Below are 23,333 nucleotides of genomic sequence, written 5' to 3' on the forward strand. Positions count from 1 at the left end.
TAAAAAACAGGAAAGGAGTGAAACAGGCTTTGTTATAGGAAAGTATGAGCTTAAACAAAAAAGGAGAAACTTACGCTTCTCCTTTTTAACTGATGCTGTTTACACAGCTATATTTTGTAGACTATCCTTTAGTACGAACTTTGTGACCCGCAACGGCAAAATACCAGATGTATAGGTAACAAGGTAATACACTAATAAAGAATGCCAATTGGAAATCCATGTGTAAATAATCTTTCAGGTAACCGTAAATCAATGGCCAAACTGCACCACCAGCAATACCCATCACCATAATGGCTGATCCGGTTTTAGTGAATTTACCCAGGCCTTTTATACCCAGCGGGAAGATTGCCGGCCACATTAGTGAATTCGCCAAACCTAATAATCCGACGAAAATAACGGAAGTATAACCATGTGTTAAGTAAGAAGCACATACAAAAATTACCCCTAATATGGCACAGATTTTTAACGCAAACTGTTGTGTAATGTATTTCGGGATCACAATAATACCAACTACATAACCTACCAGCATACTACCTAAAGTAAGGGTAGTAAAGTATTTAGTAATGTCGGCACTGATACCTAACGACTTTCCATATACACCAATGATATCACCAGCCATTACCTCAGCAGCTACATAAACGAAGATACAGAAGGCTCCAAGAAACAAGTGTGGGAATTGGAAAATAGAAGTTTTAGCTACTTTTGCTTCACCTGCCTGTAATTCGCCTGGCTCAACTACATCTTCTTTATCTACATCAACTTCCGGAAGGTTGGTATATTTAATGAATACCGCAAAAAGCGTGAACACAATTGCCAATACAATATAAGGTGTATGTACACGACCCAATACTTCTTCTAATAGCAATTCGCGTTCTGCAAATGTTGTAGCTACGTCATTGATTTTAGTCTCAATAGCACTTGCATTTTTAAGGAAGATGGTACCCATGATCACTGGTACAATCACACCGGCAAATTTATTACACAATCCCATGATACTCATGCGTTTTGCCGCACTTTCTATTGGACCAATAATACTGATATATGGGTTAGAAGCCGTTTGTAATAAGGAAAGGGCTGCTCCCTGAATGAAAATACCGGTTAAAAACAGACCAAAACTTCTGGAATCTGCTGCAGGGATAAAAATAAGTGATCCGAATGCTAAAATCAGTAAGCCGATAATGATTCCGTTTTTAAATCCTAATTTCTTTATGATCCATGAAGAAGGTAATGCCAGGAAGAAATAAGCAATGTAAGATGCGAAGGTTACCAAAAAGGCTTCAAAGTCGGTTTTAAGTCCGCAAGCTATTTTTAGGAAGGGAATTAAGGTACTATTGGCCCAGGTTACAAAGCCAAAAATGAAGAATAAAGCCCCAATAGTTACAATGGGAGAAATTACTGATTTTTGTGTTTGGTTTGTCATGATTTAATTTGCGTATTTTTTGTTATCAACTTTTTGAAGTTTGGTTAGTATTTTTATCAAAATCGAATATTAAAGTTCCTAAAAATATAGAATTCTTCGGAATAACAAGCTTATATTGAAAAATCGATAGAAAAATAAAGTAAAAATGAGGTAATAGTTGATTTTTATGTCTTTCTATTGAACTTTAGCTTAACATGTTACGTCCAAAGTATTTTTAATTACATTTGTCCTATTAATCAACAACCCCAATTAATGAAACATACAATCAATGAATTAGAAGATATCGCTTCTCAAGTAAGAAGAGATATTGTTAGAATGGTGCACGGTTGTCAATCAGGCCACCCCGGAGGATCATTAGGATGTGCAGACTTTATGACTGCATTGTATTTTGAGGTCATGAACCACAATACTGATTTTACTATGGATGGAAAAGGAGAAGATTTATTCTTCCTGTCTAACGGACATATTTCACCTGTTTTCTATAGTGTACTTGCAAGATCAGGATACTTTGATATCAGTGAACTAGCTACTTTCAGAAAATTAAATTCAAGATTACAAGGACATCCAACCACGCATGAGCACCTTCCAGGTATCAGAATTGCTTCCGGATCTTTGGGTCAGGGCTTATCTGTAGCAATTGGGGCTGCACAAGCGAAGAAATTAAATAAAGATAACTCGACCATTTACGTATTACTTGGAGATGGTGAATTACAGGAAGGCCAGAATTGGGAAGCCATCATGTATGCGCCTCACAATAAGGTTGACAATTTGATTGCTTCCATTGATTATAATGGACAACAAATTGATGGTCCTACAGAAAAAGTACTTTCATTAGAAAGTTTACAGGCTAAATTCGAAGCATTCGGATGGCATGTCATCACTTCTAACGGTAACGATATGGAGGATATTGTCAGAGCTTTACATTACGCGAAAACGCTAACTGGTAAAGGCAAGCCTATTTTAAACTTAATGAGTACCATTATGGGTAATGGTGTAGATTTCATGATGGGATCACACAAATGGCATGGTATTGCTCCAAATGATGAGCAACTTGCCGCAGCATTAGCACAATTACCTTCTACCCTAAAAGACTACTAAGCATGAAAAAGTACACATATACTGAAAAGAAAGATACCCGCTCTGGTTTCGGAGCAGGATTACTTGAAGCAGGACAGAAAAACCCGGAAGTAGTTGCACTTTGTGCGGATTTGGTAGGTTCTTTGAAAATGGATGCCTTCATTAAGGAATTTCCAGAGCGCTTTTTCCAGATTGGTATTGCCGAAGCAAATATGATCGGTATTGCTGCTGGCCTAACCATCGGTGGAAAAATTCCTTTCACAGGAACTTTCGCTAACTTCTCTACAGGAAGGGTTTATGACCAGATCAGACAGTCTGTTGCTTATTCTAATAAAAACGTAAAAATCTGTGCTTCTCATGCTGGTTTAACACTAGGTGAAGATGGTGCTACACACCAGATTTTAGAAGATATAGGTTTGATGAAAATGATTCCGGGCATGACCGTTATCAATACTTGTGATTACAACCAGACTAAAGCAGCAACTATCGCCATCGCTGAATATGAAGGCCCTGTTTACCTACGTTTCGGAAGACCAGTAATCCCTGTATTTACAGATCCTGATCAGAAATTTGAAATCGGTAAAGCCTGGATGGTAAACGAAGGTACTAATGTAACTATCGTAGCTACCGGACATATGGTTTGGAAAGCAATCGAAGCTGGTGAGCAATTGGCAGCCATGGGAATTGATGCAGAAATTATCAATATCCACACGATTAAGCCATTAGATGAAGCTGCAATTTTAAAATCACTGAAGAAAACAGGTTGCGTGGTAACTTGTGAAGAACACAATAAATTCGGTGGTCTTGGAGAAAGTGTAGCAAGATTATTGTCTACAGAACTTCCTTCACCTCAGGAATTTGTAGCGGTAAATGATAGCTTCGGTGAAAGCGGAACGCCTGATCAATTGATGACTAAATACGGCCTGGATACGATTAATATCGTTGAAGCGGTTCAAAAAGTTATGAAAAGAGCCAATAAATAAGTCTTTAATGACGTTTTAATATATCTGTCCATATTTAACAGATTAAACATAATAAATGAAGCAGGTTGAAGATTCAGAAATTTTAGAGAAATTCTCCAACAAGGAGACTCGCAATGAAGCCTTTAACCTGCTTCTTCAAAAATACCAGCAAAAGATCTATTGGCATATCCGCCGGCTGGTGATCGACCATGATGACACGGACGACCTGGTTCAGGAAGTGTTTGTGAAAGTCTGGAAAAATCTGGATAAGTTTCGCAGCGATTCCAAATTGTATACCTGGATTTATCGCATCGCCACTAATGAATCTATTACTTTCCTGAATAAGAAGAAACAACGCAACAATACCCCATTGGATGAGGTTTCTGAAGAACTTGCCGAAAGTCTGGTCGCATCCTCCTATTTTAACGGGGATAAAATCCAGATGAAGCTGCAACAGGCTTTGCTCACTTTACCGGAGAAACAACGCCTGATTTTTAACATGAAGTATTTTGATGACCTTAAATATGAGGAGATTTCTGAAATTACAGGAACCAGTGTAGGTGCCTTAAAAGCCTCTTTTCATATCGCGGTAAAAAAAGTTGAAACTTTTATGCTAAATGAGGACATTACCTTTTAAACCTTTTGCTCTGAAATGTATCAATATAAGTACAATGGAAAATGATTTAGAAAATAGCGAATGGATGAACGAGGCCCCCCACCTGGCTGGGCTGAGCGTGAAACATCCTTTTTCTATTCCAGAAGGGTATTTTGAAGGATTACCTGCCGATATTGAGGAAGCTATATTCCTGGACGACTTAAAAACAAGTACTCCGGAATCAGGTTTTAATCTACCGCAAGGTTACTTCGAATCACTTTCTACAAAGATCCAGGCAGAAGTGGTGGGTTATACAGTACCACAAGATTATTTCCAGCAATTACAAGAAAAGATTGCAACAAAAACCACTGCGGAAAGGGTATCAAAGACTTTCCGTTTATGGCATTCTAAGGCATTAAAGTATGCTTCCGCAGCATGTTTTGTATTGATTAGTACATTGGGTGTGTATTTTTATCAGCATACCAATCCTTCCCTTTCACTTTCTGCTGATGCAGCAAATGAACAGATGCTTTATGATATTGATGAAAACACCATTATAGAACATATTCAATCCAATAGTCTAACGCAGGAAAGTCCTTTGGTTGCAGAAGCTGATTTAGAAAACTACATCCTCAGCAACTACAGTCAGAATGAAATTGCCTCAGCGCTATAATTGCTGAAACTGCTTATTAAATAAAAAACACCCCCGATGAAAAATATAGTTGTTGCCGCATTGCTTTTTATGTTACCTTTTCTTGCTTCTGCACAGAAAACGGCGGAAAGGTCTGCTGAAATTGAGTCGTTAAGAATTAGCTATTTAACACAGAAACTAGATCTTTCTGAAGAGGAGGCGAAGATTTTCTGGCCGATATACAATGATTTTCAAAAGGAACAGGCTGCTTTACGTAAAGAAAGATCTCAAAATATGATCAGCTTTAAAAAGCTTACGGAAATTGATAACCTATCGGACACGGAGATTCAAAGCCTGATTGTAAACGAGCTGAACTATAAACAAAGGGACTTATCCATTGAGAAAAAGTATTATTACAAATTGAAATCCAGTCTGCCAATCAAAACGGTAGGAAAATATTACCGTGCTCAGGAGAGTTTCAAAAGAGAACTCTTATCGAGATACAGAAATGGAAGGCCTGAGCGAAATTAATTTGTATTTTTGTGTATGCTTACACAACGTCAATTATTCCTTCAACATAACGCCCAAACTACATTAGAGCCACTTCTTTTAGAATTCACTAAAGCCAGCGGTATGTATCTTTATGATACTACAGGCAAAAAACACCTGGATTTAATTGCCGGTATCGGTGTGAGTAATGTTGGCCATTGTCACCCTGCCGTAGTTAATGCAGTGAAGGAACAAGTGGAAAACTATATGCACATTATGGTGTATGGTGAATTTGTTCAGAGTCCACAGGTAAACTTTGCTAAAGCCTTAGCAGATATTCTTCCAGCTCATTTAAACTGTACTTATTTCGTGAACTCCGGTGCGGAAGCCGTAGAAGGTGCCATGAAACTGGCCAAAAGATTTACCGGTCGCTCCGAAATTATTGCCTGCCATAATTCTTATCATGGCAGTACCCAGGGTGCTTTAAGCCTAATGGGTAACGAAGAATTTAAACAAGCCTACAGACCACTTCTTCCTGATATCAGCTTCATCAATTTTAATGCTTTGCCGGATCTTGAGCTGATTACGGAACGTACCGCAGCTGTATTTATGGAAACCGTACAAGGTGAAGCTGGACTAAGAACTGCCGATAAGGCCTATTTTGAGGCTTTAAGAGCTAAATGTACTGCTACAGGTACTTTATTGGTGCTGGATGAAATTCAATGCGGCTTTGGTCGTACCGGAAAGATGTTTGGTTTTGAACATTATGGGATTAGTCCGGATATTCTTTTATTAGCTAAAGGAATTGGCGGCGGTATGCCAATTGGTGCATTTATCAGTTCTACAGAGATCATGAGAGCCCTGGCTACAAATCCTATCTTAGGACACCTGACTACCTTTGGCGGTCACCCGGTGAGCTGTGCAGCAGGTTTAGCCACGCTACAGACGATCCAAAACGAGAATATCGTGGATGGTGTTACCGAAAAAGGCGAGTTATTTAAAAAATTACTGGTTCACCCTGCCATTAAAGAGGTGCGTGGAAAAGGTTTGATGATGGCTATTGAGTTTGAAAATTTTGAGATCAATAAGAAAATCATTGATGCCTGTATCGCGGATGGTGTGATCAGCGACTGGTTCCTGCATTGCAGCAATTCTATGCGTGTAGCTCCACCATTAATTATTACAGAAGCGGAAATTGAATATGCCTGCGAGGTTATTCTAAGAAACGTAAATGCGTTGCTTGCTTCCGCTTAACTCATTTTTTGTCTTTTAATCAGATAGGCCTCCAATATCGGTTGAAATCCAGCAGCAATATCGGCATCAATCATGTCGATTTTGTATTGGCTGCATTTCAACTCGATGGCCTTTCTATATTGGCTCATTCTGGCTAAATAATCCGTTTTCAGGTTCGCGGTATGCGCTTTAATCCTGGTTCCCGTTTCCATATCTATAAATTCATAGGGACGGTTCTCAAATTCGAAATCGACTTCCCTTGATTTGTCGGTTACATTGAAAATCACCACTTCGTGTTTGTTGAATTTCAGGTGTTGAAGTGCGGAAAACAGGGTTTCCAAATGGTCTCCTCCTTGATCGCTGTTCAGCATATCACTAAAAATCACGACTAAGGAACGTTTATGAATCAGCTCTGCTACCTGATGTAAGGCCTGGGCCACATTGGTCTGCACATTCATCGCCGCTGTGTTTAGGGCTTGTTCTAAATGACTAAACAGGTGCTTTTGATGTGTAGTGGTCGATTTGGCAGGTGTATTGAGCAACAGATGGTCGGAAAACAAGCTGAGTCCGAATGCATCTCTTTGTCTTTTCAATAAATAGATCAAAGCGGCAGTAGCCTGTACAGAAAAGTTAAGTTTATTATATTCCCCGGAAGGGAAATACATGGAGGAAGAAACATCCACAATGAATTGACACCTCAGATTGGTTTCTTCTTCGAAGCGTTTGCTGAATAGCTTGTCGGTTTTAGCAAAAAGCTTCCAGTCGATATTTTTTACGCTATCCCCTACATTATACAAGCGATGTTCTGCAAATTCCACAGAAAAGCCATGAAAAGGGCTTTTATGAAGGCCGGTTATAAATCCTTCTACCACTTGTCTGGCTAATAACTCGAGATTGCCATGGAAAGGAATTGCTTGCTCATCGATTGGATACTGCATAGGGTAAATATAAAAAAAGCGTTCATAAAATTATGAACGCTTTTTTAACTAGTATATGTTGAGTTAATTACAACTGTGCATCTAATTTTTGTGCCAATACTGATTTCGGAACAGCACCAACTTGTTTATCTACTACTTCACCGTTTTTGAAGAACAATAACGCTGGAATGTTACGGATACCGAACTGAGTAGAGATCTGAGGGTTGTTATCCACATTTACTTTACCTACGATTGCTTTTCCTTCGTATTCTTTTGAGATTTCGTCTACTACTGGTCCTACCATGCGACATGGACCACACCACTCTGCCCAAAAATCAACCAAAACGGGTTTATCTGATTTTAATACAACTTCCTCGAAGTTTGCATCTGTAATTTCCAAAGCCATAATTCTTATTTTAAATTAGTTTTTTATTGTATTGTCTGTTTGTTTGAATCGGTAAATTTAACCTTTAATTCCAAACTCTATGCAAAGATATAATCAATTGTAATGCCATCAGCTTACCAATGCCAAAATGACATTAGTTCAACTTAGGATTTACGTTTAAAGCAGTTAATTGTTCTAAAAAGTCATTATTAGGATTAATCTTCAAAGATTTGGAAGGCAGCTTCACATTCACATTCTGCTCTCTATCGTAAACTTCGAATAATAACTGACAGTTCTGGTGATCCGTACCCGCTTTATTCTCTTCCAGAATGGCATTTACCTTCAACATAAAATCGTCTGTAATCTTTTCAATAGGCACTTGAATGGTGACACTCTTTGCCAATTTATCCCGCAGCTCGGAAAGCAAATGGATAGAAGTAATCTTGAACTCCCAGTCGCCTTCTTTACGGAAACGCTCCCCTACTCTCCCTCTGATCTGTAAGAAGTAGCCATCAGTAAGGAACTGTTTAAATTTGATGAAGTCATCCCCAAACAAGGCAAGTTCACAAGTATCTTCGTAATCTTCGAACACAATGGTACCGAAAGGCTTGCCGGTTTTGGTCATTCTTTGCGCAGAAATTACCACTAATCCACCCACTACGAGTTCTTTATTCTTGATGCCTTCGAACTCCGCCAGGACTTCATCCGTAGAATCGCCTGTTCTGATTTTATTCACTACAGAAAGATGTCTTACCTTATGCTGGCAGAATTCTTTAAGTTCTAATTTGTAGTTATCGAGTGGGTGCCCGCTTAAAAAGATACCAATAGCGTCTTTCTCGTATTTTAACCTGTCGATCAGCGTCCATTCCGGAGATACCGGTAAACTCGGTTCGTAAACCATTTCGGAAGCCGATCCGCCAAATAAAGAGGATTGCGCAGAAGATTCGTTGTTCTGGAAATCATTGGCAAACTTGATCATCTTCTCGATGCCGTTCATCTTATCGTTAATCCCGACAAAGAAATACTGCGCTCTATGATAGCCGAAGCCATCAAAAGCACCACTATAAACAAAACTTTCGTAAGCTTTTTTATTCACCGTACGGGTATTAGAACGCTTGGCAAAATCGTATACACTTTTGTACGAACCTTTTTCATTACGTTCTAAAATAATGCTTTCTACTGCTTTCTCTCCTACTCCTTTAATACCGGAAAGGCCGAAACGTACTTGTCCGCTGGTATTTACCGAGAATTTAGTGCCCGATTCGTTCACATCCGGTCCCAATACAGAAACGCCCATCTGCTTGCATTCTTCCATAAAGAAGGCCACCTGCTTGATGTCGCTCATGTTATTGGAAAGTACCGCAGCCATGTATTCAGCTGGGTAATGCGCTTTTAAATAAGCCGTCTGGTAAGCAATCCAGGCGTAACAGGTAGAGTGAGATTTGTTAAAGGCATAAGAAGCAAATGCTTCCCAATCTTTCCAGATTTTCTCCAATACTGTTGGATCATGTCCTTTTTCTGCAGCCTGAGCCACAAATTTAGGCTTCATTTTATCCAGTACGTCTTTCTGTTTCTTACCCATCGCCTTACGTAAAACGTCGGCCTCACCTTTGGTAAATCCGGCAAGTTTCTGGGAAAGAAGCATCACCTGCTCCTGGTATACGGTAATTCCGTAAGTTTCTTTTAAATATTCTTCGCAGGCATCAAGGTCGTATTTGATTTCTTCCTCTCCGTTTTTCCTGCGTACAAAGCTTGGGATATATTCCAGTGGTCCCGGACGGTAAAGCGCGTTCATGGCAATTAAATCCCCGAAAACGGTTGGCTTTAACTCTTTCATGTACTTCTGCATCCCGTTAGACTCGTACTGGAAGATTCCGATGGTTTCTCCGCGTTGGAAGAGCTCATACGTCTTCGCATCATCAATCGGGAAAGCATCCGGATCAAGGTCGATCTTATGTCTGAATTTAACCAGCTTCACGGTATCTTTAATCAGGGTCAATGTTTTTAACCCTAAAAAGTCCATTTTCAACAAACCGGCGCTTTCCACTACGGAGTTGTCAAATTGGGTCACATACAGGTCCGAATCTTTGGCGGTAGCTACCGGCACAAAGTTCGTAATGTCGCTTGGAGTAATAATTACCCCACAGGCATGAATCCCTGTATTTCTTAAAGAGCCTTCCAGGATTTGCGCTTGTTCCAGTGTTTTTGCCCCTAAATCATTGGCTCCTGCCAAAGATTTCAGCTCTAAAACTTTTTCATATTCATCTGCACGAAGTGCGCCTTTAAGCGCCTTCTCATCCAGCGTAAATATTTTAGCCAGCTTCATGTTGGGAATCAGCTTTGCGATTTTCTCTGCCTCATAAAGTGGCAGATCCAATACCCTTGCGGTATCCTTAACGGAAGATTTGGCCGCCATGGTACCATAGGTGATGATTTGTGCCACCTGGTTGGAGCCATATTTATTGATTACATAGTCCATTACCCTTCCACGTCCTTCGTCATCAAAATCGATGTCGATATCGGGCATGGAAACACGATCAGGATTCAGGAAACGCTCAAATAGTAAGTCGTATTTAATGGGGTCAATATTGGTAATCCACAGACAGTAGGCTACTGCTGATCCTGCCGCAGATCCCCTTCCAGGGCCTACAGACACATCTAATTCTCTGGCCTTGGCAATGAAATCCTGAACGATCAGGAAATATCCCGGATAACCGGTTTTCTCAATCGTCTGTAATTCGAAGTCCAGACGTTCAGCAATATCATCCGTGATGATTCCGTAACGTTTTTTCGCCCCTTCATAGGTCAGGTGGCGCAAATATTTGTTTTCCCCTCTTTTACCGCCGTCTTCTTCATCTTCCTTAACCAGGAATTCTTCTGAAATATCGAACTTAGGTAAAAGGACTTCACGGGCTAATTTGAAGATTTCAATTTTATCTACAATTTCCTGTATGTTGATAATCGCCTCTGGTAAATCGGCGAAAAGGTTTTTCATTTCTTCAGGAGTTTTGAAATAGTACTCCTGATTTGGTAAGCCAAAACGGTATCCTCTGCCACGCCCGATAGGTGTAGCCTGTTTCTCTCCGTCTTTTACACACAATAAAATATCGTGGGCATTGGCATCTCTTTTATTAATATAATAGGTATTGTTAGTGGCAATCAGCTTTACATCATGTTTTTTAGCCAGGGCGATTAAAGAGACATTGACAATGTCTTCATCTTCCTGGTTATGACGCATCACTTCAACATAGAAATCTTCGCCAAATTGCGATTTCCACCATAACAATGCTTCTTCTGCTTGTTTTTCACCCAGATTCAGCAATTTGCTGGAAATCTCTCCATATAAGTTACCAGAAAGGACGATGATGTCTTCTTTATATTGTTCTATAACCGCCTTATCGATACGTGGGATATAGTAAAATCCTTTCGTATAAGCGATAGAAGACATTTTTGCCAGGTTATGATAACCCTGTTTATTCTTCGCCAATAAGACCACCTGGTAGCCGTCGTCTTTTCTTTTCTTATCTAAATGATCGTCACAGACAAAGAATTCGCAACCTACAATAGGTTTAATGATCAGTTCTTCTGGTGTTTCTCCTTTTTCTATGGCCTCCTTGTTTCTGGCTTCTACTCCTTTATTATGGTTCAGAATCTGCGCCACAAAATGGAAAGCACCCATCATATTCGCATGATCTGTCATCGCTACTGCCGGCATTTTATGTGCTGCTGTCGCTTTAATCAGGGAAGGAATATTAATCGTAGATTGAAGTACCGAAAACTGCGTATGGTTGTGTAAATGGGCAAAGCTGACATTCGCGAGTTCCAGCTTGTTCTCTTCCAGTGTCTTTTTAGATACTTTAGGAGCTTCAGTTTTTTGCAGACGTTTTCTGATTTCCTCAGAAGCAGATTTTAGGTTGACATGGTTTAACCCTATTCTTTCTACTACCCCTGGATTTTTCTCTTTAAAGGCAGGTATATAGTTGGCATCCGCATGTAATTGCTCCAGCGTAAATACCTCCATTTTGATCAGCTGCAAAAAGCAACGCGTGGTTGCTTCCACATCTGCCGTAGCATTGTGGGCCTCTGAGAATGGTGTACCGAAAAGATATTGGTGTAATTCTGTCAGTGTTGGCAATTTAAATTTACCTCCACGACCACCTGGAATACGCAATAATTCTGCGGTAACCTCAGTACAGGTATCCAGTACCGGCATGGTCGCCATTGGACTTTCTACGCCTAAACGATGAAACTCACAGCCCATAATGTTGACATCAAAGCCTACATTTTGTCCGACAACAAATTTGGATTTTGACAGGGCTTCATTAAATTTATCTAATACTACTGCCAGAGGAATACCTTGTTCGGCCGCCAGTTCTGTCGAAATACCATGGATTCGCTCCGCATCGTAAGGGATATTGAAGCCTTCCGGTTTAACCAGAAAATCCTGATGCTCGATCAGATTTCCAAGCGCATCATGTAACTGCCATGCAATCTGGATACATCTCGGCCAATTATCCGTATCGGTAATCGGCGCATTCCAATTGCGTGGCAATCCCGTTGTTTCGGTATCAAAAATCAAATACATAGCTGGGTAATTAGAAAATCGTCTTTTTAGAAATCAATATGATTGATCAAAAATACGGAAATTTCCATTCTTCCTGTAATTGAAGTCCTGAATTTTTACACAGAAGGGTGCTAATCTTTACACAGAATGGAAACAGGAATCGGCCCGGAAGCCTGGTGTTCCTGAGAAACAAGCTTACTGGTATCGTAACCCTTTTTCTGACAGCGCTCTATAATTTCTGCAAGCAAGGACTCATCAATATTTGGCTTTCTCGCCATAATGAAGAGATACTTGAATTTGGGATGGCCAACTACCACATAAGAGTAATCCTCAGCAAGTTCGATCACCCAGTAATCTACTTTTACCGGCCAGATAAATTCTGCTTTAAAACGGGCATTTCTACTGCCACGAACTACAAACAATTTAGACCTGAAATATTTTTGTTTATCCTCACCTTGTACTTTATAACCAGTAAAAACAGCATAATAACCATCAGGATGGATGACATATGTCTCCACTGTTTGGCGCCAGTGCTTATCAATGAAAGTGGGTATCGAATATAAAGAGTACCACTTCCCTGCATACGACATGATATCAACTTTTTCTACGGGCACATTATCCATAATAGGTTAGTTAGTTTAGTACTATTAAGCAAATGTAAATTCTTTATCATAAAACCAGCAAGGTTGAAGAAAGTTTTAAAAAGCGTTTTTAAAACTGCCCAAAATTTATACCTTAGGCAGCAAGGCTAACCTGATTAGCTTTGCTTTAATAAATAATTAAATTGTAAATTATAATATCAACGCCCATTTAAAAACAATAGATTTAACCCCTGTAAACAGGCCGCAAGCTTGCTTACGCTTAAAATAAAATTAGATTCATTATGAAAATAACGGTTGTAGGTGCCGGCGCTGTAGGTGCCACTTGTGCAGATAATATTGCCAGAAAAGAATTAGCAGAAGAGCTTGTTTTATTAGACATCAAAGAAGGTTTTGCCGAAGGTAAGGCAATTGATATGATGCAAACGGCCACTCTATTGGGCTTTGATACAAAAATAAAAGGGGTGACCAATGATTATAGTCAGACTGCAGGTTCTACCGTAGCCGTGATTACTTCGGGATTACCACGTAAACCGGGCATGACCCGCGAAGAACTGATCGGCATCAATGCCGGAATCGTTAAAGGTGTTGCAGAAAATATTCTTAAATATTCTCCGGATGCGATCATTATCGTGATCAGTAATCCAATGGATACCATGACTTACCTGGCCTTAAAATCATTAGGATTACCTAAAAACCGAATTATTGGTATGGGTGGAACTCTAGATAGCGCCCGTTTTAAATACTATTTAAGTGTTGCTTTAAACTGCAATTCCAACGACCTGCAGGGTTTTGTAATCGGTGGCCATGGTGACACGACCATGATCCCCTTAACACGTTACGCAACTTACCAGAGTTTGCCAGTCACTGAGTTATTAGATAAAGCAACTTTAGATAAGGTTGCCGCTGATACCATGGTTGGTGGTGCTACGTTAACTGGTCTGCTGGGTACTTCTGCCTGGTACGCTCCAGGTGCCGCAGGTGCTGCTTTGGTAGAAAGTATTGTGCGTGATGAAAAGAAATTATTTACCTGCTGTGTAGCCCTGGATGGCGAATACGGACAGAAGGACATCTGTTTAGGTGTCCCGGTGATTGTTGGCCGCAATGGCTGGGAAAAGGTGATTGATTATAAATTGAATGAGGAGGAACAGGCTTCCTTTAATAAAAGTGCTGATGCCGTTCGTGCCATGAACAGCGTTTTACACGACATGAAACTAGTATAAAATTAATGAGAACGATTACTGTTCCCTTAACCTTAATAAATCTACAAGATGACGGTTTCCACCTTTTGGTGGAAATTGTTGTTTTTGGGAAGAAATCTTTTGTGGTTTTAGATACGGGAGCCTCCCGCTCCGTGTTCGATATGACGCTGATTAAAAACAATATTGCAGAACTGGAATATAGTGAGGAAACTCATGCGACTACTTTATTTGCTACTTCCAGTACCATACAGGCCACTATACCTAAAATTAAGATGGGTAGATTGGTTATTCATGACTATGAAACGGTAGCCCTGGATCTGGAAAGCGTAAACCAGGCTTATGAGCAAATGGGACATCCCACAATTGCCGGTATTATTGGCAGCGATATCCTCCTGAAATATGATGCCCTGATCAATTATAAAAAGCTTAAGCTGTTCCTTTATAGCAACTAGCTATTTGCTCCTAAATGAGAGCTATGTATAGCTGGAAATAGCGATGCGCTGATTTTATTAAACAAAAAAAGAGGTACTATACGGCACCTCCTTTTTTGTTTAATTGTTATTTTGATCCGCTAATTAAGCGTCGATCTTAGCATATTTAGCATTTCTCTCGATGAAATCTCTTCTTGGACCAACTTCATCACCCATTAACATGGAGAAGGTATGGTCACATTCAGCAGCATTCTCAATAGTTGCCTGTAGCAAAGTACGTGTAGCAGGGTTTAAGGTAGTATCCCATAATTGCTCTGCGTTCATCTCTCCAAGACCTTTATAGCGTTGGATATGTACACTTTCCTCTTTACCTGCACCTTTTAAGCGTTGTACTGCCTGATCACGTTGTTGGTCATTCCAGCAATATTCATGCTCTTTTCCTTTTTTAACCTGGTACAATGGTGGCGCTGCGATGTACACATAGCCGGCTTCAATCAATGCTTTCATGTATCTGAAGAAGAAAGTAAGGATTAAGGTGGTAATGTGTGATCCATCGATGTCCGCATCCGTCATAATCACTACCTTATGGTAACGAAGCTTAGTCAGGTTTAACGCTTTATCATCTTCAGGAGTTCCAATGCTTACACCTAATGCGGTAAACATATTCTTGATCTCGTCGTTTTCGTAGATTTTGTGCTCCATTGCTTTCTCTACGTTCAGGATTTTACCTTTCAGTGGAAGAATAGCCTGGAAGTTACGGTCCCTGCCTTGTTTGGCAGTTCCACCAGCGGAATCTCCCTCGACAAGGTAGATCTCACATTTTTCCGGATCACTATCAGAACAATCGGCTAGCTTACCAGGTAAACCTGAACCACCCATTACGCTCTTACGTTGCACCATCTCACGTGCTTTACGTGCTGCTGCACGTGCCGTAGCGGCAAGAATTACTTTATTAACGATCAGTCTCGCTTCTCTTGGATATTCTTCCAGATAATTGTTCAGTGCTTCACCTACGGCGATATCAACTGCACCCATTACCTCAGAGTTACCCAGTTTTGTTTTCGTCTGACCTTCGAACTGTGGCTCCTGTACTTTCACAGAAATAACAGCGGTTAATCCTTCTCTAAAGTCATCACCAGTAATCTCAAATTTCACGTTTTTAAGCAATCCAGACTTATCTGCATATGCTTTTAACGTTCTGGTTAAACCTCTTCTGAAACCTGCAATGTGTGTACCACCTTCATGTGTGTTAATGTTGTTCACATAAGAGTGTACGTTTTCTGCATAGCTATCATTGTATTGTAAAGCAAGCTCTACCGGAATACCATTTTTGATACCTTCTACATAAATCGGCTCTGCAATCAGTGAAGGGCGACCTCCATCTAAAAACTGAACGAATTCTTTTAAGCCTCCCTGAGAATGGAAAAGTTCCGTTATCGGGTTTCCTTCTTCATCCAGTTCACGCTCATCAGTAAGTGTTAATTTAATTCCTTTATTCAGGAAAGAAAGTTCTCTTAATCTGCTCGCTAAAGTATCATAACGGTACTCTAAAGTCTGTGTAAAGATTTCAGGATCCGGAGTAAAAGTAATTACCGTTCCTCTTTTATCTGACACACCCACCACTTTAACATCGTATTGTGGCTTTCCTTTTTGATATTCCTGCTCCCAAACTTGTCCGTCGCGGTGAACTTCTGCTTTTAAATGCGTTGATAATGCGTTCACGCAACTTACCCCCACACCATGCAGACCACCAGAAACTTTGTAAGTATCCTTATCAAATTTACCCCCGGCATGTAATACCGTCATTACGATTTCCAGAGCTGATTTCTGCTCTTTCTGCATAATTCCGGTAGGAATACCACGACCGTTATCTTCAACTCTGATCGAGTTGTCTTTAAGAATATTTACATATATCGTGTCAGCATGACCTGCCAACGCCTCATCAATAGAGTTATCTACTACCTCGTAAACTAAATGGTGTAATCCTTTTACTCCGGTGTCTCCTATATACATCGAAGGGCGCTTACGCACCGCTTCTAAACCTTCTAAAACCTGTATATTATCTGCCGAATAATTTGACTTTGGATCCTTTTCTTCGCTCATAATTTTTAAAAAAACAATTAGATTCAAAAATAACCATTTTAGCCTAATTAACCGCAAATGTGGATAACTATTTGACCGAAAAACCACTAAAAATGAGCTAAAAACCGTAGTTTTTTAGGATACTAAATTTGAAATTTTATATTTGTTGAAATTTATCATTCCAGAGGACTTGAAATGTTCGGAAAAACCAGTTTTAAAACAGCTGGAAGGATGATCGATTCGAAAAACTAAAACAAAAAAATCAATTATAATCATTAGATGAAAAGATCAACATTAAAACTTGGCAGCATTGCTACTGCAGTTGCATTAGTTTCCGTTATGGCTTCTTGCCAGAACAAAGAAAACGCAGGTACCACTGCTCCAAAAACTGAGTCGGCCACGGTAACAAGCGCTGAAAAAATCGTCTATGTAAATTCTGATTCCCTGTTAACAAAATATCAGTATTTCAAAGACTTAAAAACTAAGCTTGATGCAAAGTCGAAAGCTGCACAAACAGATCTTGCTTCTAAACAACAAGCTTTCCAACGTGAAGTAGCACAATATCAACAACAACAAAATACGTTACCTGCTGATCAAAGAGCTTCTACTGAAGAAAGATTAGCACGTAAACAACAAGAATTACAAGCTTATTCTCAAAATGCAGGTGCTGCACTTCAAAATGAGCAAGCTACTGAGAATGAAAAATTATATGATAAAGTTGCGGAATACCTGAAAGTTTATGCAAAAGGTAAAGGCTTCAAAATGGTGTTAACTTATTCAAAAGGTAACAGTGCAATCTTATTTGCTGATGAGTCTTTAGACGTAACCAGCGAAGTGATCGTAGGATTGAACGCAGCCTACAAAAAATAATCATCGGTTGATGAAATTAAATGCTCCGTGTAATCGGGGCATTTTTTTTGTGCTTATTTTTTGGCGGGAACGCTGAGCTCCTGTTTCCAATCCTTCAAAATTAAATACATAAATCATTATAATGGGTATTACAACGCAACAACAACACGAGAAATTTATGCGCATGGCCATCGGCCTTTCCGAAAAAAACGTAACCGATGAACTTGGTGGTCCATTTGGTGCAGTGGTTGTTAAAGATGGTAAAGTGATCGCAAAAAGCGGCAATAAGGTAACCAGCACAAATGATCCGACAGCGCATGCAGAAGTATCAGCTATCCGGATCGCCTGTAAAAAACTAAAGACTTTTGACCTAACTGGCTGTGTGATTTACACCAGTTGCGAGCCTTGTCCGATGTGTTTGAGTGCGGTCTACTGGTCCAGGATAAACATGATCTATTATGCCAATACGAAGGTCGATGCGGCAAATATAGGCTTCGATGACCAATTCATCTATGAAGAACTCGAAAAGCCGATGACAGCGCGCAGTTTACCTATACAGCAAATGCTAAGAGATGAAGCCATTCAGGCTTTTAAACTCTGGGAGAAATCTCCAATGAGAGTAACTTATTAGGCTCAAAAAAGCCATCTTTAAAGGAATATTAAAGCGCATTATCTTGCGTTTAACTAAACATTCCTTTAAGGATGGCTTTATATTCCTTCTTACTTTGATTTGGCCAGGCTGATCATATGATCCAGCTCCTCTACCACCCCATCAGTTGACCCTGAAAAGCCCACAGCTTTAAACTTGATGTTGCCATCCGGTCCTATGATAAATTTAGTAGGTATGCCGCTTACTTTGTAAGCAGTAATCACATCAAAAACTTCCGGGTTCTGCTCGTTCTTCGTATCCATAAGCACGTTGAAATCATATTTTTTCTCCGTTAAAAAGTCTCTGACCACCTTGTCTCTGTTTTCTTCCCGCTGCCAGGTATTCACAAACAGGAACACCACATCTTTATCAGCTGCATATTTTTCCCGGGCCTTTTGCATACCTGGAAAAGAAGCCACACATGGCCCACACCAGGTCGCCCAGTAATCCAGAATCACGACTTTTCCTTTGAGACTGGCTAAACTCACAGATTCTCCTTTTAAGTTTTTCAGGTTAAACGCAGGTGCAGGAAGGTTAATCATTTCTTTCTCCGTAGCTGCGCGCTTAATTGCAAATACGGTTTTATCAACATCTGCCATATAGGTGTTGAAGGGAGTGCTTAAAGTCTGTCCTTCGTAAAGCTTTTGAAACCTTGTTCTCATCTCTCCTGTACCCTTACCAGCTTTCAAAAATTCATCAGCTACTTTAAATGCTTTTTCCGGATTACCAGCTAATTCCAGATACATCACATAACGGGCATTACCTTCAGCATCTGCGGCAGAACCCGCTTTCTCCTGATAAATAACGGCCTCTTTATCATTTCCTTTATGGTGTAAAATCAGCGCATACGTATCCGCATTTGTCTGATACATCCTTTCAATACCCTGAATATATTGTTCTTTTGAAGCATAAAAAGCTGGCACCTTCTCATTTTTTGCTTCATCCAGTAAGGCCAATGATTTTTTTGATAACACTGCTGCAAAATCTATGTCTTCATTTTTCTCAGCGAGCGGCCAGGCCAGGGAATTAGATAAGGAGGCCAGGCTCATTTTATTGGTAATCATTGGAGCGTATAAATTGAACTTCTCCAAATTTCTTTTTTGGCCGTAATTGTAAACGAGCTGGCTATATAAACCACTGATCTTCGCAGCATCGGCTGTCCTTTTCTGATCAAGGTCAAACTGTTTCAGCATCGCGGCTAATTTCAGCGCGATCTGATCCGGATCTTTCTCCTGATAGGCGGATGCTCTTGCTTCAGTAAAAGCCAGGTCTCCTTTGGGATATCGGGCAACAATAACCGGCTTTAAAGCATCTGCCGCTGCTTTATCCTTGAGTAAAACATGTAATGACATTAAAGTCATCAAATCAACTTCCTTAGGCGCTTTTTCTAACTGATAGCTCTTAATCTTACTGTTGATCAATTCTTTTCCTTTCACTTTATCCAGTCCGTATAAGGTACTCAAATAGGCGACTGTATATTTCTCTTTCAAAGCTGGTTGTGCAGCAAATGCCTTTTCATAAGATACTACTGCTTTAGCCGGATCGGCCTTTAATCCTGCCATTCTGCTCATCGCGGTGAGCAATTGCGCTTCTGCCAGATAAGCATTCGCCTTAACAGTTCCTTTATCATAAAACAGGGTGTAATGTCCCTGGGGACTGAGGTCAGTAGGTTCTTTTGCTGAAAAAACGAGACAGACCAGGTCTGTGCTGTCCACAGGATTGACGATACCTTTGAAAACATTCCCTTCCTTTTTGAGGGTAACGTTGACAGATTTTCGGTTAAGGTTCACAAAAGATTGCGCCATACACTGAAGCTCCTTTTCATTAGCGAAAGTGCCACCGGCGGGATCATAAGTGAAACTGAGTGGTTCGCCTCCCTTAGGGGCTTTGCTACTGAACACGACCTGCTGGGCTCCGGCAGAAGCGGAACTGAATAGCAAGAGTGAAAAAATAATTTTCTTTGAGATGAACATAATCAAGTATTTAGGTTTATTTAGGAATAACTAAATATATAGTTTTCCCAATCAATAAGCAAATACTTAAACTTTAATCTTTAAGGAATAATTGTTGTAATATGCAAGCGTGAATTACGAAGAAAAAATAGCCATAGAACTGGAATTCTGGAAGCGGAAAATGAGATTAAAACCCTCATTTTTCAATAAGATGACCAATACTATTCAAAAGAAAATCAACAGTTATATCCCTGAAAAAATTCATACTGCGATTACCGTAACCATCAAAAATATGATCAAAGGTGTACTTTATGGTTCTGCCTACACCAGTTCTAATCCTCCCCCTTTGGAAATGAGCCTGGTCCATAGAGAAGCTTTGGTGAAGTCGAAAATTGACAATTACTGTAAAACCGGGGCCGCAGAAGGGGGAATTACCGGTGCGGGTGGTTTTCTAATGAGCATGGCTGATTTTCCAATCCTCATCGGCATAAAAATGAAACTGTTGTTCGAAATTGCCGCCCTATATGGCTTTGATGTAAAAGACTATAGAGAGCGTTTATATTTGCTGTATATTTTTCAGCTCGCTTTCTCCAGTCAGCAGGGACGCACAAAGGTTTTCATGCACATGGAGAACTGGGAAAATAAGCTTCATATACTTCCTGAAAACGTGGACAGCTTTGACTGGAAAACATTTCAACAGGAATACCGGGATTACATCGATCTGGCCAAACTCGCCCAGCTCTTACCTATAGTTGGTGCTGCTGTAGGTGCCGTCGCCAATTATCAATTGATTAAATTATTGGGTACGACAGCGATGCAAGCCTATAGAATGAGACTGTTAAAATAACCTAAGACTCTTTTTTTCCTTCTTCTTCCTCAAAAAGACCACCAGTCAGGTCATCGATTTCTCTACGATCTTTCTTTGTTGGCCTTCCTGCACCACGATCTCTGATCAACACCGGAGCATGAAACATAGATTTATACCCCTGGGTCTCTTCCAAAGGAGTAATATCTTTATATTTTGTGACCGCAATTTTCGCCTCTACCCTATTGTATAAAAGCTCCACTACTTCAATCACTTTCTTCTCTATTCCCTTGGATACCTGATACACCTCTCCAGGTTTTACGATTGCAGAAGCTTTAAGATTATTACCATTTAATTTTACCCGACCAGCCTTACAAGCCTCTGTCGCCAAACTCCTGGTCTTAAATAATCTTATTGCCCATAAGTACTTATCTATCCGTAATTTTTCTTGCTCTGCCATAAAAAATCAAAAATACATTATAGAAAACAATGGTCTATACATAAAATTGATTTATTTTGTCAAAAAATAACTTAAAACATGATAGCACAATTAAAAAAGTTAGTAGAAGCCGCTTGGGAAGACAGAACTTTATTAGGATATAGTGAATATTGCGAGGCAATAGAAACGGTCATTATGCAACTTGATAAGGGTGAATTGCGCGTTGCTGAACCAGTACTGAACTCATGGGCTGTGAATGAATGGATCAAAAAGGCAGTAATCCTTTATTTTCCAATCAGAGAAATGAAAGAAATTGAAGTTGGTCCTTTCGTATTTCATGATAAAATGAAATTGAAAACCAATTATAAAGAATTAGGTGTACGCGTTGTACCTCATGGTATCGCTCGTTATGGCGCTTATTTAGCCAAAGGTGTGATTTTAATGCCTTCTTATGTAAACATCGGTGCTTACGTTGACGAAGGTACAATGGTGGATACATGGGCTACTGTAGGTTCATGTGCGCAGATTGGTAAACATGTTCACTTAAGTGGTGGTGTTGGTATTGGTGGTGTTTTAGAGCCAATTCAAGCTGCTCCGGTAATCATTGAAGACAACGTTTTCGTGGGTTCAAGAGCAATCGTTGTGGAAGGTGTTCGCGTAGAAAGAGAAGCCGTTTTAGGTGCAAACGTAGTTTTAACAGCCTCTACAAAAATTATCGACGTAACAGGAAGCACGCCAATTGAATATAAAGGTATCGTTCCAGCACGTTCAGTAGTTATTCCAGGTAGCTATGCTAAGAAATTCCCGGCTGGAGAATTCCAGGTTCCTTGCGCCCTGATCATCGGTCAACGTAAAGAATCTACAGATAAAAAGACTTCTCTAAATGATGCATTGAGAGAAAATAATGTAGCAGTATAATATAATGAAGATTGGTTTTGACGGAAAGAGGGCAGCGAATAATTTAACAGGGCTGGGAAATTACAGCAGGTCTTTAATTACCCACCTGGCCGAGTTTTTCCCTCAAAACCAATATTTTGTTTATACACCCAAAGTAAAGGAACATGCGCAAATCTCCCGTTTTTTGCAGATTAAAGGGATTAAGATAGCGCTACCAGATACTCCCGGATGGTTCTGGAGAACTTCGGGCATAAAAAAACAACTGCTAAAAGATCAGATAGAGCTCTTCCATGGCTTAAGTCATGAAATCCCCCTGGGCATTCAACATTCCGGAATTCGAAGTGTCGTTACCATACATGACCTTATTTTTCTCCGCTTCCCTCAATATTTTGGAAGGATAGACCGCTTCATTTACGAACTGAAATTCCGCTATGCCTGCAAACATGCAGACAAAGTTGTGGCCATTAGTGAATGTACAAAAAGAGACTTGGTTCATTTTTTCCAAACAGATCCTGATAAAATCGAGGTGGTTTACCAAAGCTGCGACGATAGTTTCAAATCTACTGCGGATGAAAAGAAAAAACAGGAAGTCCGGACTAAACACCAGTTGCCAGAAAAGTACATTTTGAATGTTGGTACGATTGAAACCCGCAAAAATCTACTCACACTGATTAAGGCATTACCAGAAATTAATCCAGAGTATCAGCTCGTGGTAGTAGGAAAAAAAACAGCTTATACGGAGCTTGTCAACAAAGAAATTGACTTGCTTGGTTTGAGATCCAAAGTTACCTTTTTACAAAATGTGCCCTTTGATGAACTGCCTTCCGTTTATCAGTTGGCCAGTGCCTTCGTTTACCCTTCTTTATATGAAGGGTTCGGCATTCCAATAATAGAAGCCATGTATTCCGGGGTTCCCGTAATTGCAGCAACAGGCTCTTGTCTGGAAGAGGCCGGAGGCGAACATAGCTTATATGTCTCACCATTTGACCACAAAGCGCTCTCCCTTTCCATCAATAAAGTATTGAACACCCCTACCCTCGCCACAGCAATGAAGGCGAAAGGGCTGGAATATGTTAAAAAATTTGACACACGGGTCCTCACAGAGGAAATGATTGAAATTTATACCCGGGTACTCTCCAATCACCAGAAATAACA

Annotated in this window: 21 protein-coding genes; 13 read left to right on the forward strand and 8 right to left on the reverse strand. The window is 40.0% G+C overall.

Annotated elements, in window-relative coordinates; all coding sequences use genetic code 11:
- Positions 1-121: 121 nt before the first annotated feature.
- Entirely contained in the window at positions 122-1,420 is a 1,299-nt protein-coding gene (locus tag R2Q66_RS00525) for a sugar MFS transporter (RefSeq protein ID WP_316745843.1), read from the reverse strand.
- Between the two features lie 231 nt (positions 1,421-1,651).
- Between R2Q66_RS00525 and R2Q66_RS00530 the strand changes: the two genes are divergently transcribed.
- From R2Q66_RS00530 to R2Q66_RS00555, 6 genes are read left to right on the forward strand one after another with little or no spacing between them, the layout of a single operon-like run.
- On the forward strand, positions 1,652-2,518 hold the full coding sequence (locus R2Q66_RS00530; RefSeq protein ID WP_316746609.1) for a transketolase: 867 nt from the start codon (positions 1,652-1,654) through the stop codon (positions 2,516-2,518).
- Positions 2,519-2,520: 2 nt separating this feature from the next.
- The gene (locus R2Q66_RS00535; RefSeq protein WP_316745845.1) at positions 2,521-3,480 is read left to right on the forward strand and encodes a transketolase family protein; all 960 of its coding nucleotides are present in this window, start codon (positions 2,521-2,523) and stop codon (positions 3,478-3,480) included.
- A 55-nt stretch (positions 3,481-3,535) separates the two neighbouring features.
- On the forward strand, positions 3,536-4,096 hold the full coding sequence (locus R2Q66_RS00540; RefSeq protein WP_316745847.1) for an RNA polymerase sigma factor: 561 nt from the start codon (positions 3,536-3,538) through the stop codon (positions 4,094-4,096).
- Between the two features lie 34 nt (positions 4,097-4,130).
- Entirely contained in the window at positions 4,131-4,727 is a 597-nt protein-coding gene (locus tag R2Q66_RS00545) for a hypothetical protein (protein WP_316745848.1), read from the forward strand.
- A 36-nt stretch (positions 4,728-4,763) separates the two neighbouring features.
- Positions 4,764-5,216 carry a hypothetical protein gene (locus tag R2Q66_RS00550; protein ID WP_316745851.1) on the forward strand — a complete coding sequence of 151 codons (453 nt, stop codon included), beginning with the start codon at positions 4,764-4,766 and terminating at the stop codon, positions 5,214-5,216.
- A 15-nt stretch (positions 5,217-5,231) separates the two neighbouring features.
- On the forward strand, positions 5,232-6,428 hold the full coding sequence (locus R2Q66_RS00555; protein ID WP_316745853.1) for an aspartate aminotransferase family protein: 1,197 nt from the start codon (positions 5,232-5,234) through the stop codon (positions 6,426-6,428).
- Here R2Q66_RS00555 and R2Q66_RS00560 read toward each other — a convergent pair.
- The 4 genes from R2Q66_RS00560 to R2Q66_RS00575 all read right to left on the reverse strand — a co-directional run bounded on the left by R2Q66_RS00560 (position 6,425) and on the right by R2Q66_RS00575 (position 12,896).
- Positions 6,425-7,345 (reverse strand): DUF58 domain-containing protein, encoded by a 921-nt coding sequence (locus R2Q66_RS00560; RefSeq protein WP_316745855.1) that lies wholly within the window; start codon positions 7,343-7,345, stop codon positions 6,425-6,427. The genes R2Q66_RS00555 and R2Q66_RS00560 overlap by 4 nt on opposite strands.
- 67 nt (positions 7,346-7,412) lie before the next feature.
- Complete coding sequence (gene trxA / locus R2Q66_RS00565) at positions 7,413-7,730, reverse strand: thioredoxin (protein WP_062550270.1); 318 nt, start codon at positions 7,728-7,730, stop codon at positions 7,413-7,415.
- A gap of 133 nt (positions 7,731-7,863) precedes the next feature.
- Entirely contained in the window at positions 7,864-12,294 is a 4,431-nt protein-coding gene (gene dnaE / locus R2Q66_RS00570; protein WP_316745858.1) for a DNA polymerase III subunit alpha, read from the reverse strand.
- Between the two features lie 110 nt (positions 12,295-12,404).
- On the reverse strand, positions 12,405-12,896 hold the full coding sequence (locus R2Q66_RS00575) for a lipocalin family protein (protein ID WP_316745860.1): 492 nt from the start codon (positions 12,894-12,896) through the stop codon (positions 12,405-12,407).
- 260 nt (positions 12,897-13,156) lie between these two features.
- Here R2Q66_RS00575 and mdh point away from each other — a divergent pair, with 260 nt between their 5' ends.
- A complete protein-coding gene (mdh, locus tag R2Q66_RS00580) occupies positions 13,157-14,095 on the forward strand; it encodes a malate dehydrogenase (RefSeq protein WP_316745861.1) in 939 nt (312 codons plus the stop codon).
- Between the two features lie 5 nt (positions 14,096-14,100).
- Positions 14,101-14,526, forward strand: coding sequence for an aspartyl protease family protein (locus R2Q66_RS00585; protein ID WP_316745862.1), 426 nt, complete (start codon positions 14,101-14,103; stop codon positions 14,524-14,526).
- A gap of 123 nt (positions 14,527-14,649) precedes the next feature.
- On the opposite strand, the gene gyrB is transcribed toward R2Q66_RS00585, so the two are convergent.
- The gene (gene gyrB / locus R2Q66_RS00590) at positions 14,650-16,608 is read right to left on the reverse strand and encodes a DNA topoisomerase (ATP-hydrolyzing) subunit B (protein ID WP_316745863.1); all 1,959 of its coding nucleotides are present in this window, start codon (positions 16,606-16,608) and stop codon (positions 14,650-14,652) included.
- 258 nt (positions 16,609-16,866) lie between these two features.
- Here gyrB and R2Q66_RS00595 point away from each other — a divergent pair, with 258 nt between their 5' ends.
- Together R2Q66_RS00595 and R2Q66_RS00600 are read left to right on the forward strand one after the other, a co-directional pair.
- On the forward strand, positions 16,867-17,457 hold the full coding sequence (locus R2Q66_RS00595; RefSeq protein ID WP_316745864.1) for an OmpH family outer membrane protein: 591 nt from the start codon (positions 16,867-16,869) through the stop codon (positions 17,455-17,457).
- A gap of 121 nt (positions 17,458-17,578) precedes the next feature.
- Positions 17,579-18,067, forward strand: coding sequence for a nucleoside deaminase (locus R2Q66_RS00600; protein ID WP_316745866.1), 489 nt, complete (start codon positions 17,579-17,581; stop codon positions 18,065-18,067).
- Positions 18,068-18,156: 89 nt separating this feature from the next.
- Here R2Q66_RS00600 and R2Q66_RS00605 read toward each other — a convergent pair whose 3' ends face one another.
- Positions 18,157-20,058: a redoxin domain-containing protein gene (locus R2Q66_RS00605; protein WP_316745867.1), complete on the reverse strand. Its 1,902-nt coding sequence runs from the start codon at positions 20,056-20,058 to the stop codon at positions 18,157-18,159.
- Positions 20,059-20,167: 109 nt separating this feature from the next.
- On the opposite strand from R2Q66_RS00605, the gene R2Q66_RS00610 reads away from it, so the two are divergent.
- Positions 20,168-20,884, forward strand: coding sequence for an EcsC family protein (locus tag R2Q66_RS00610; RefSeq protein ID WP_316745869.1), 717 nt, complete (start codon positions 20,168-20,170; stop codon positions 20,882-20,884).
- Position 20,885: 1 nt separating this feature from the next.
- On the opposite strand, the gene R2Q66_RS00615 is transcribed toward R2Q66_RS00610, so the two are convergent.
- Entirely contained in the window at positions 20,886-21,302 is a 417-nt protein-coding gene (locus R2Q66_RS00615; RefSeq protein ID WP_316745871.1) for an RNA-binding S4 domain-containing protein, read from the reverse strand.
- Between the two features lie 78 nt (positions 21,303-21,380).
- On the opposite strand from R2Q66_RS00615, the gene R2Q66_RS00620 reads away from it, so the two are divergent.
- On the forward strand, positions 21,381-22,199 hold the full coding sequence (locus R2Q66_RS00620; RefSeq protein WP_316745872.1) for a 2,3,4,5-tetrahydropyridine-2,6-dicarboxylate N-succinyltransferase: 819 nt from the start codon (positions 21,381-21,383) through the stop codon (positions 22,197-22,199).
- A gap of 4 nt (positions 22,200-22,203) precedes the next feature.
- Positions 22,204-23,331 (forward strand): glycosyltransferase family 1 protein, encoded by a 1,128-nt coding sequence (locus R2Q66_RS00625; RefSeq protein WP_316745874.1) that lies wholly within the window; start codon positions 22,204-22,206, stop codon positions 23,329-23,331.
- The last annotated feature ends 2 nt before the right edge of the window (positions 23,332-23,333 follow it).

This window comes from Pedobacter gandavensis (assembly GCF_032677645.1).
GTDB lineage: Bacteria > Bacteroidota > Bacteroidia > Sphingobacteriales > Sphingobacteriaceae > Pedobacter > Pedobacter gandavensis_A.

Bases quoted from the DNA above. Each gene is read 5' to 3' on its own strand.
- R2Q66_RS00525 (WP_316745843.1), bottom strand. From the start codon at position 1,420: ATGACAAACCAAACACAAAAATCAGTAATTTCTCCCATTGTAACTATT.
- R2Q66_RS00535 (WP_316745845.1), top strand. From the start codon at position 2,521: ATGAAAAAGTACACATATACTGAAAAGAAAGATACCCGCTCTGGTTTC.
- R2Q66_RS00540 (WP_316745847.1), top strand. From the start codon at position 3,536: ATGAAGCAGGTTGAAGATTCAGAAATTTTAGAGAAATTCTCCAACAAG.
- R2Q66_RS00545 (WP_316745848.1), top strand. From the start codon at position 4,131: ATGGAAAATGATTTAGAAAATAGCGAATGGATGAACGAGGCCCCCCAC.
- R2Q66_RS00550 (WP_316745851.1), top strand. From the start codon at position 4,764: ATGAAAAATATAGTTGTTGCCGCATTGCTTTTTATGTTACCTTTTCTT.
- R2Q66_RS00555 (WP_316745853.1), top strand. From the start codon at position 5,232: ATGCTTACACAACGTCAATTATTCCTTCAACATAACGCCCAAACTACA.
- R2Q66_RS00560 (WP_316745855.1), bottom strand. From the start codon at position 7,345: ATGCAGTATCCAATCGATGAGCAAGCAATTCCTTTCCATGGCAATCTC.
- trxA (WP_062550270.1), bottom strand. From the start codon at position 7,730: ATGGCTTTGGAAATTACAGATGCAAACTTCGAGGAAGTTGTATTAAAA.
- dnaE (WP_316745858.1), bottom strand. From the start codon at position 12,294: ATGTATTTGATTTTTGATACCGAAACAACGGGATTGCCACGCAATTGG.
- R2Q66_RS00575 (WP_316745860.1), bottom strand. From the start codon at position 12,896: ATGGATAATGTGCCCGTAGAAAAAGTTGATATCATGTCGTATGCAGGG.
- mdh (WP_316745861.1), top strand. From the start codon at position 13,157: ATGAAAATAACGGTTGTAGGTGCCGGCGCTGTAGGTGCCACTTGTGCA.
- R2Q66_RS00585 (WP_316745862.1), top strand. From the start codon at position 14,101: ATGAGAACGATTACTGTTCCCTTAACCTTAATAAATCTACAAGATGAC.
- gyrB (WP_316745863.1), bottom strand. From the start codon at position 16,608: ATGAGCGAAGAAAAGGATCCAAAGTCAAATTATTCGGCAGATAATATA.
- R2Q66_RS00595 (WP_316745864.1), top strand. From the start codon at position 16,867: ATGAAAAGATCAACATTAAAACTTGGCAGCATTGCTACTGCAGTTGCA.
- R2Q66_RS00600 (WP_316745866.1), top strand. From the start codon at position 17,579: ATGGGTATTACAACGCAACAACAACACGAGAAATTTATGCGCATGGCC.
- R2Q66_RS00605 (WP_316745867.1), bottom strand. From the start codon at position 20,058: ATGTTCATCTCAAAGAAAATTATTTTTTCACTCTTGCTATTCAGTTCC.
- R2Q66_RS00615 (WP_316745871.1), bottom strand. From the start codon at position 21,302: ATGGCAGAGCAAGAAAAATTACGGATAGATAAGTACTTATGGGCAATA.
- R2Q66_RS00620 (WP_316745872.1), top strand. From the start codon at position 21,381: ATGATAGCACAATTAAAAAAGTTAGTAGAAGCCGCTTGGGAAGACAGA.
- R2Q66_RS00625 (WP_316745874.1), top strand. From the start codon at position 22,204: ATGAAGATTGGTTTTGACGGAAAGAGGGCAGCGAATAATTTAACAGGG.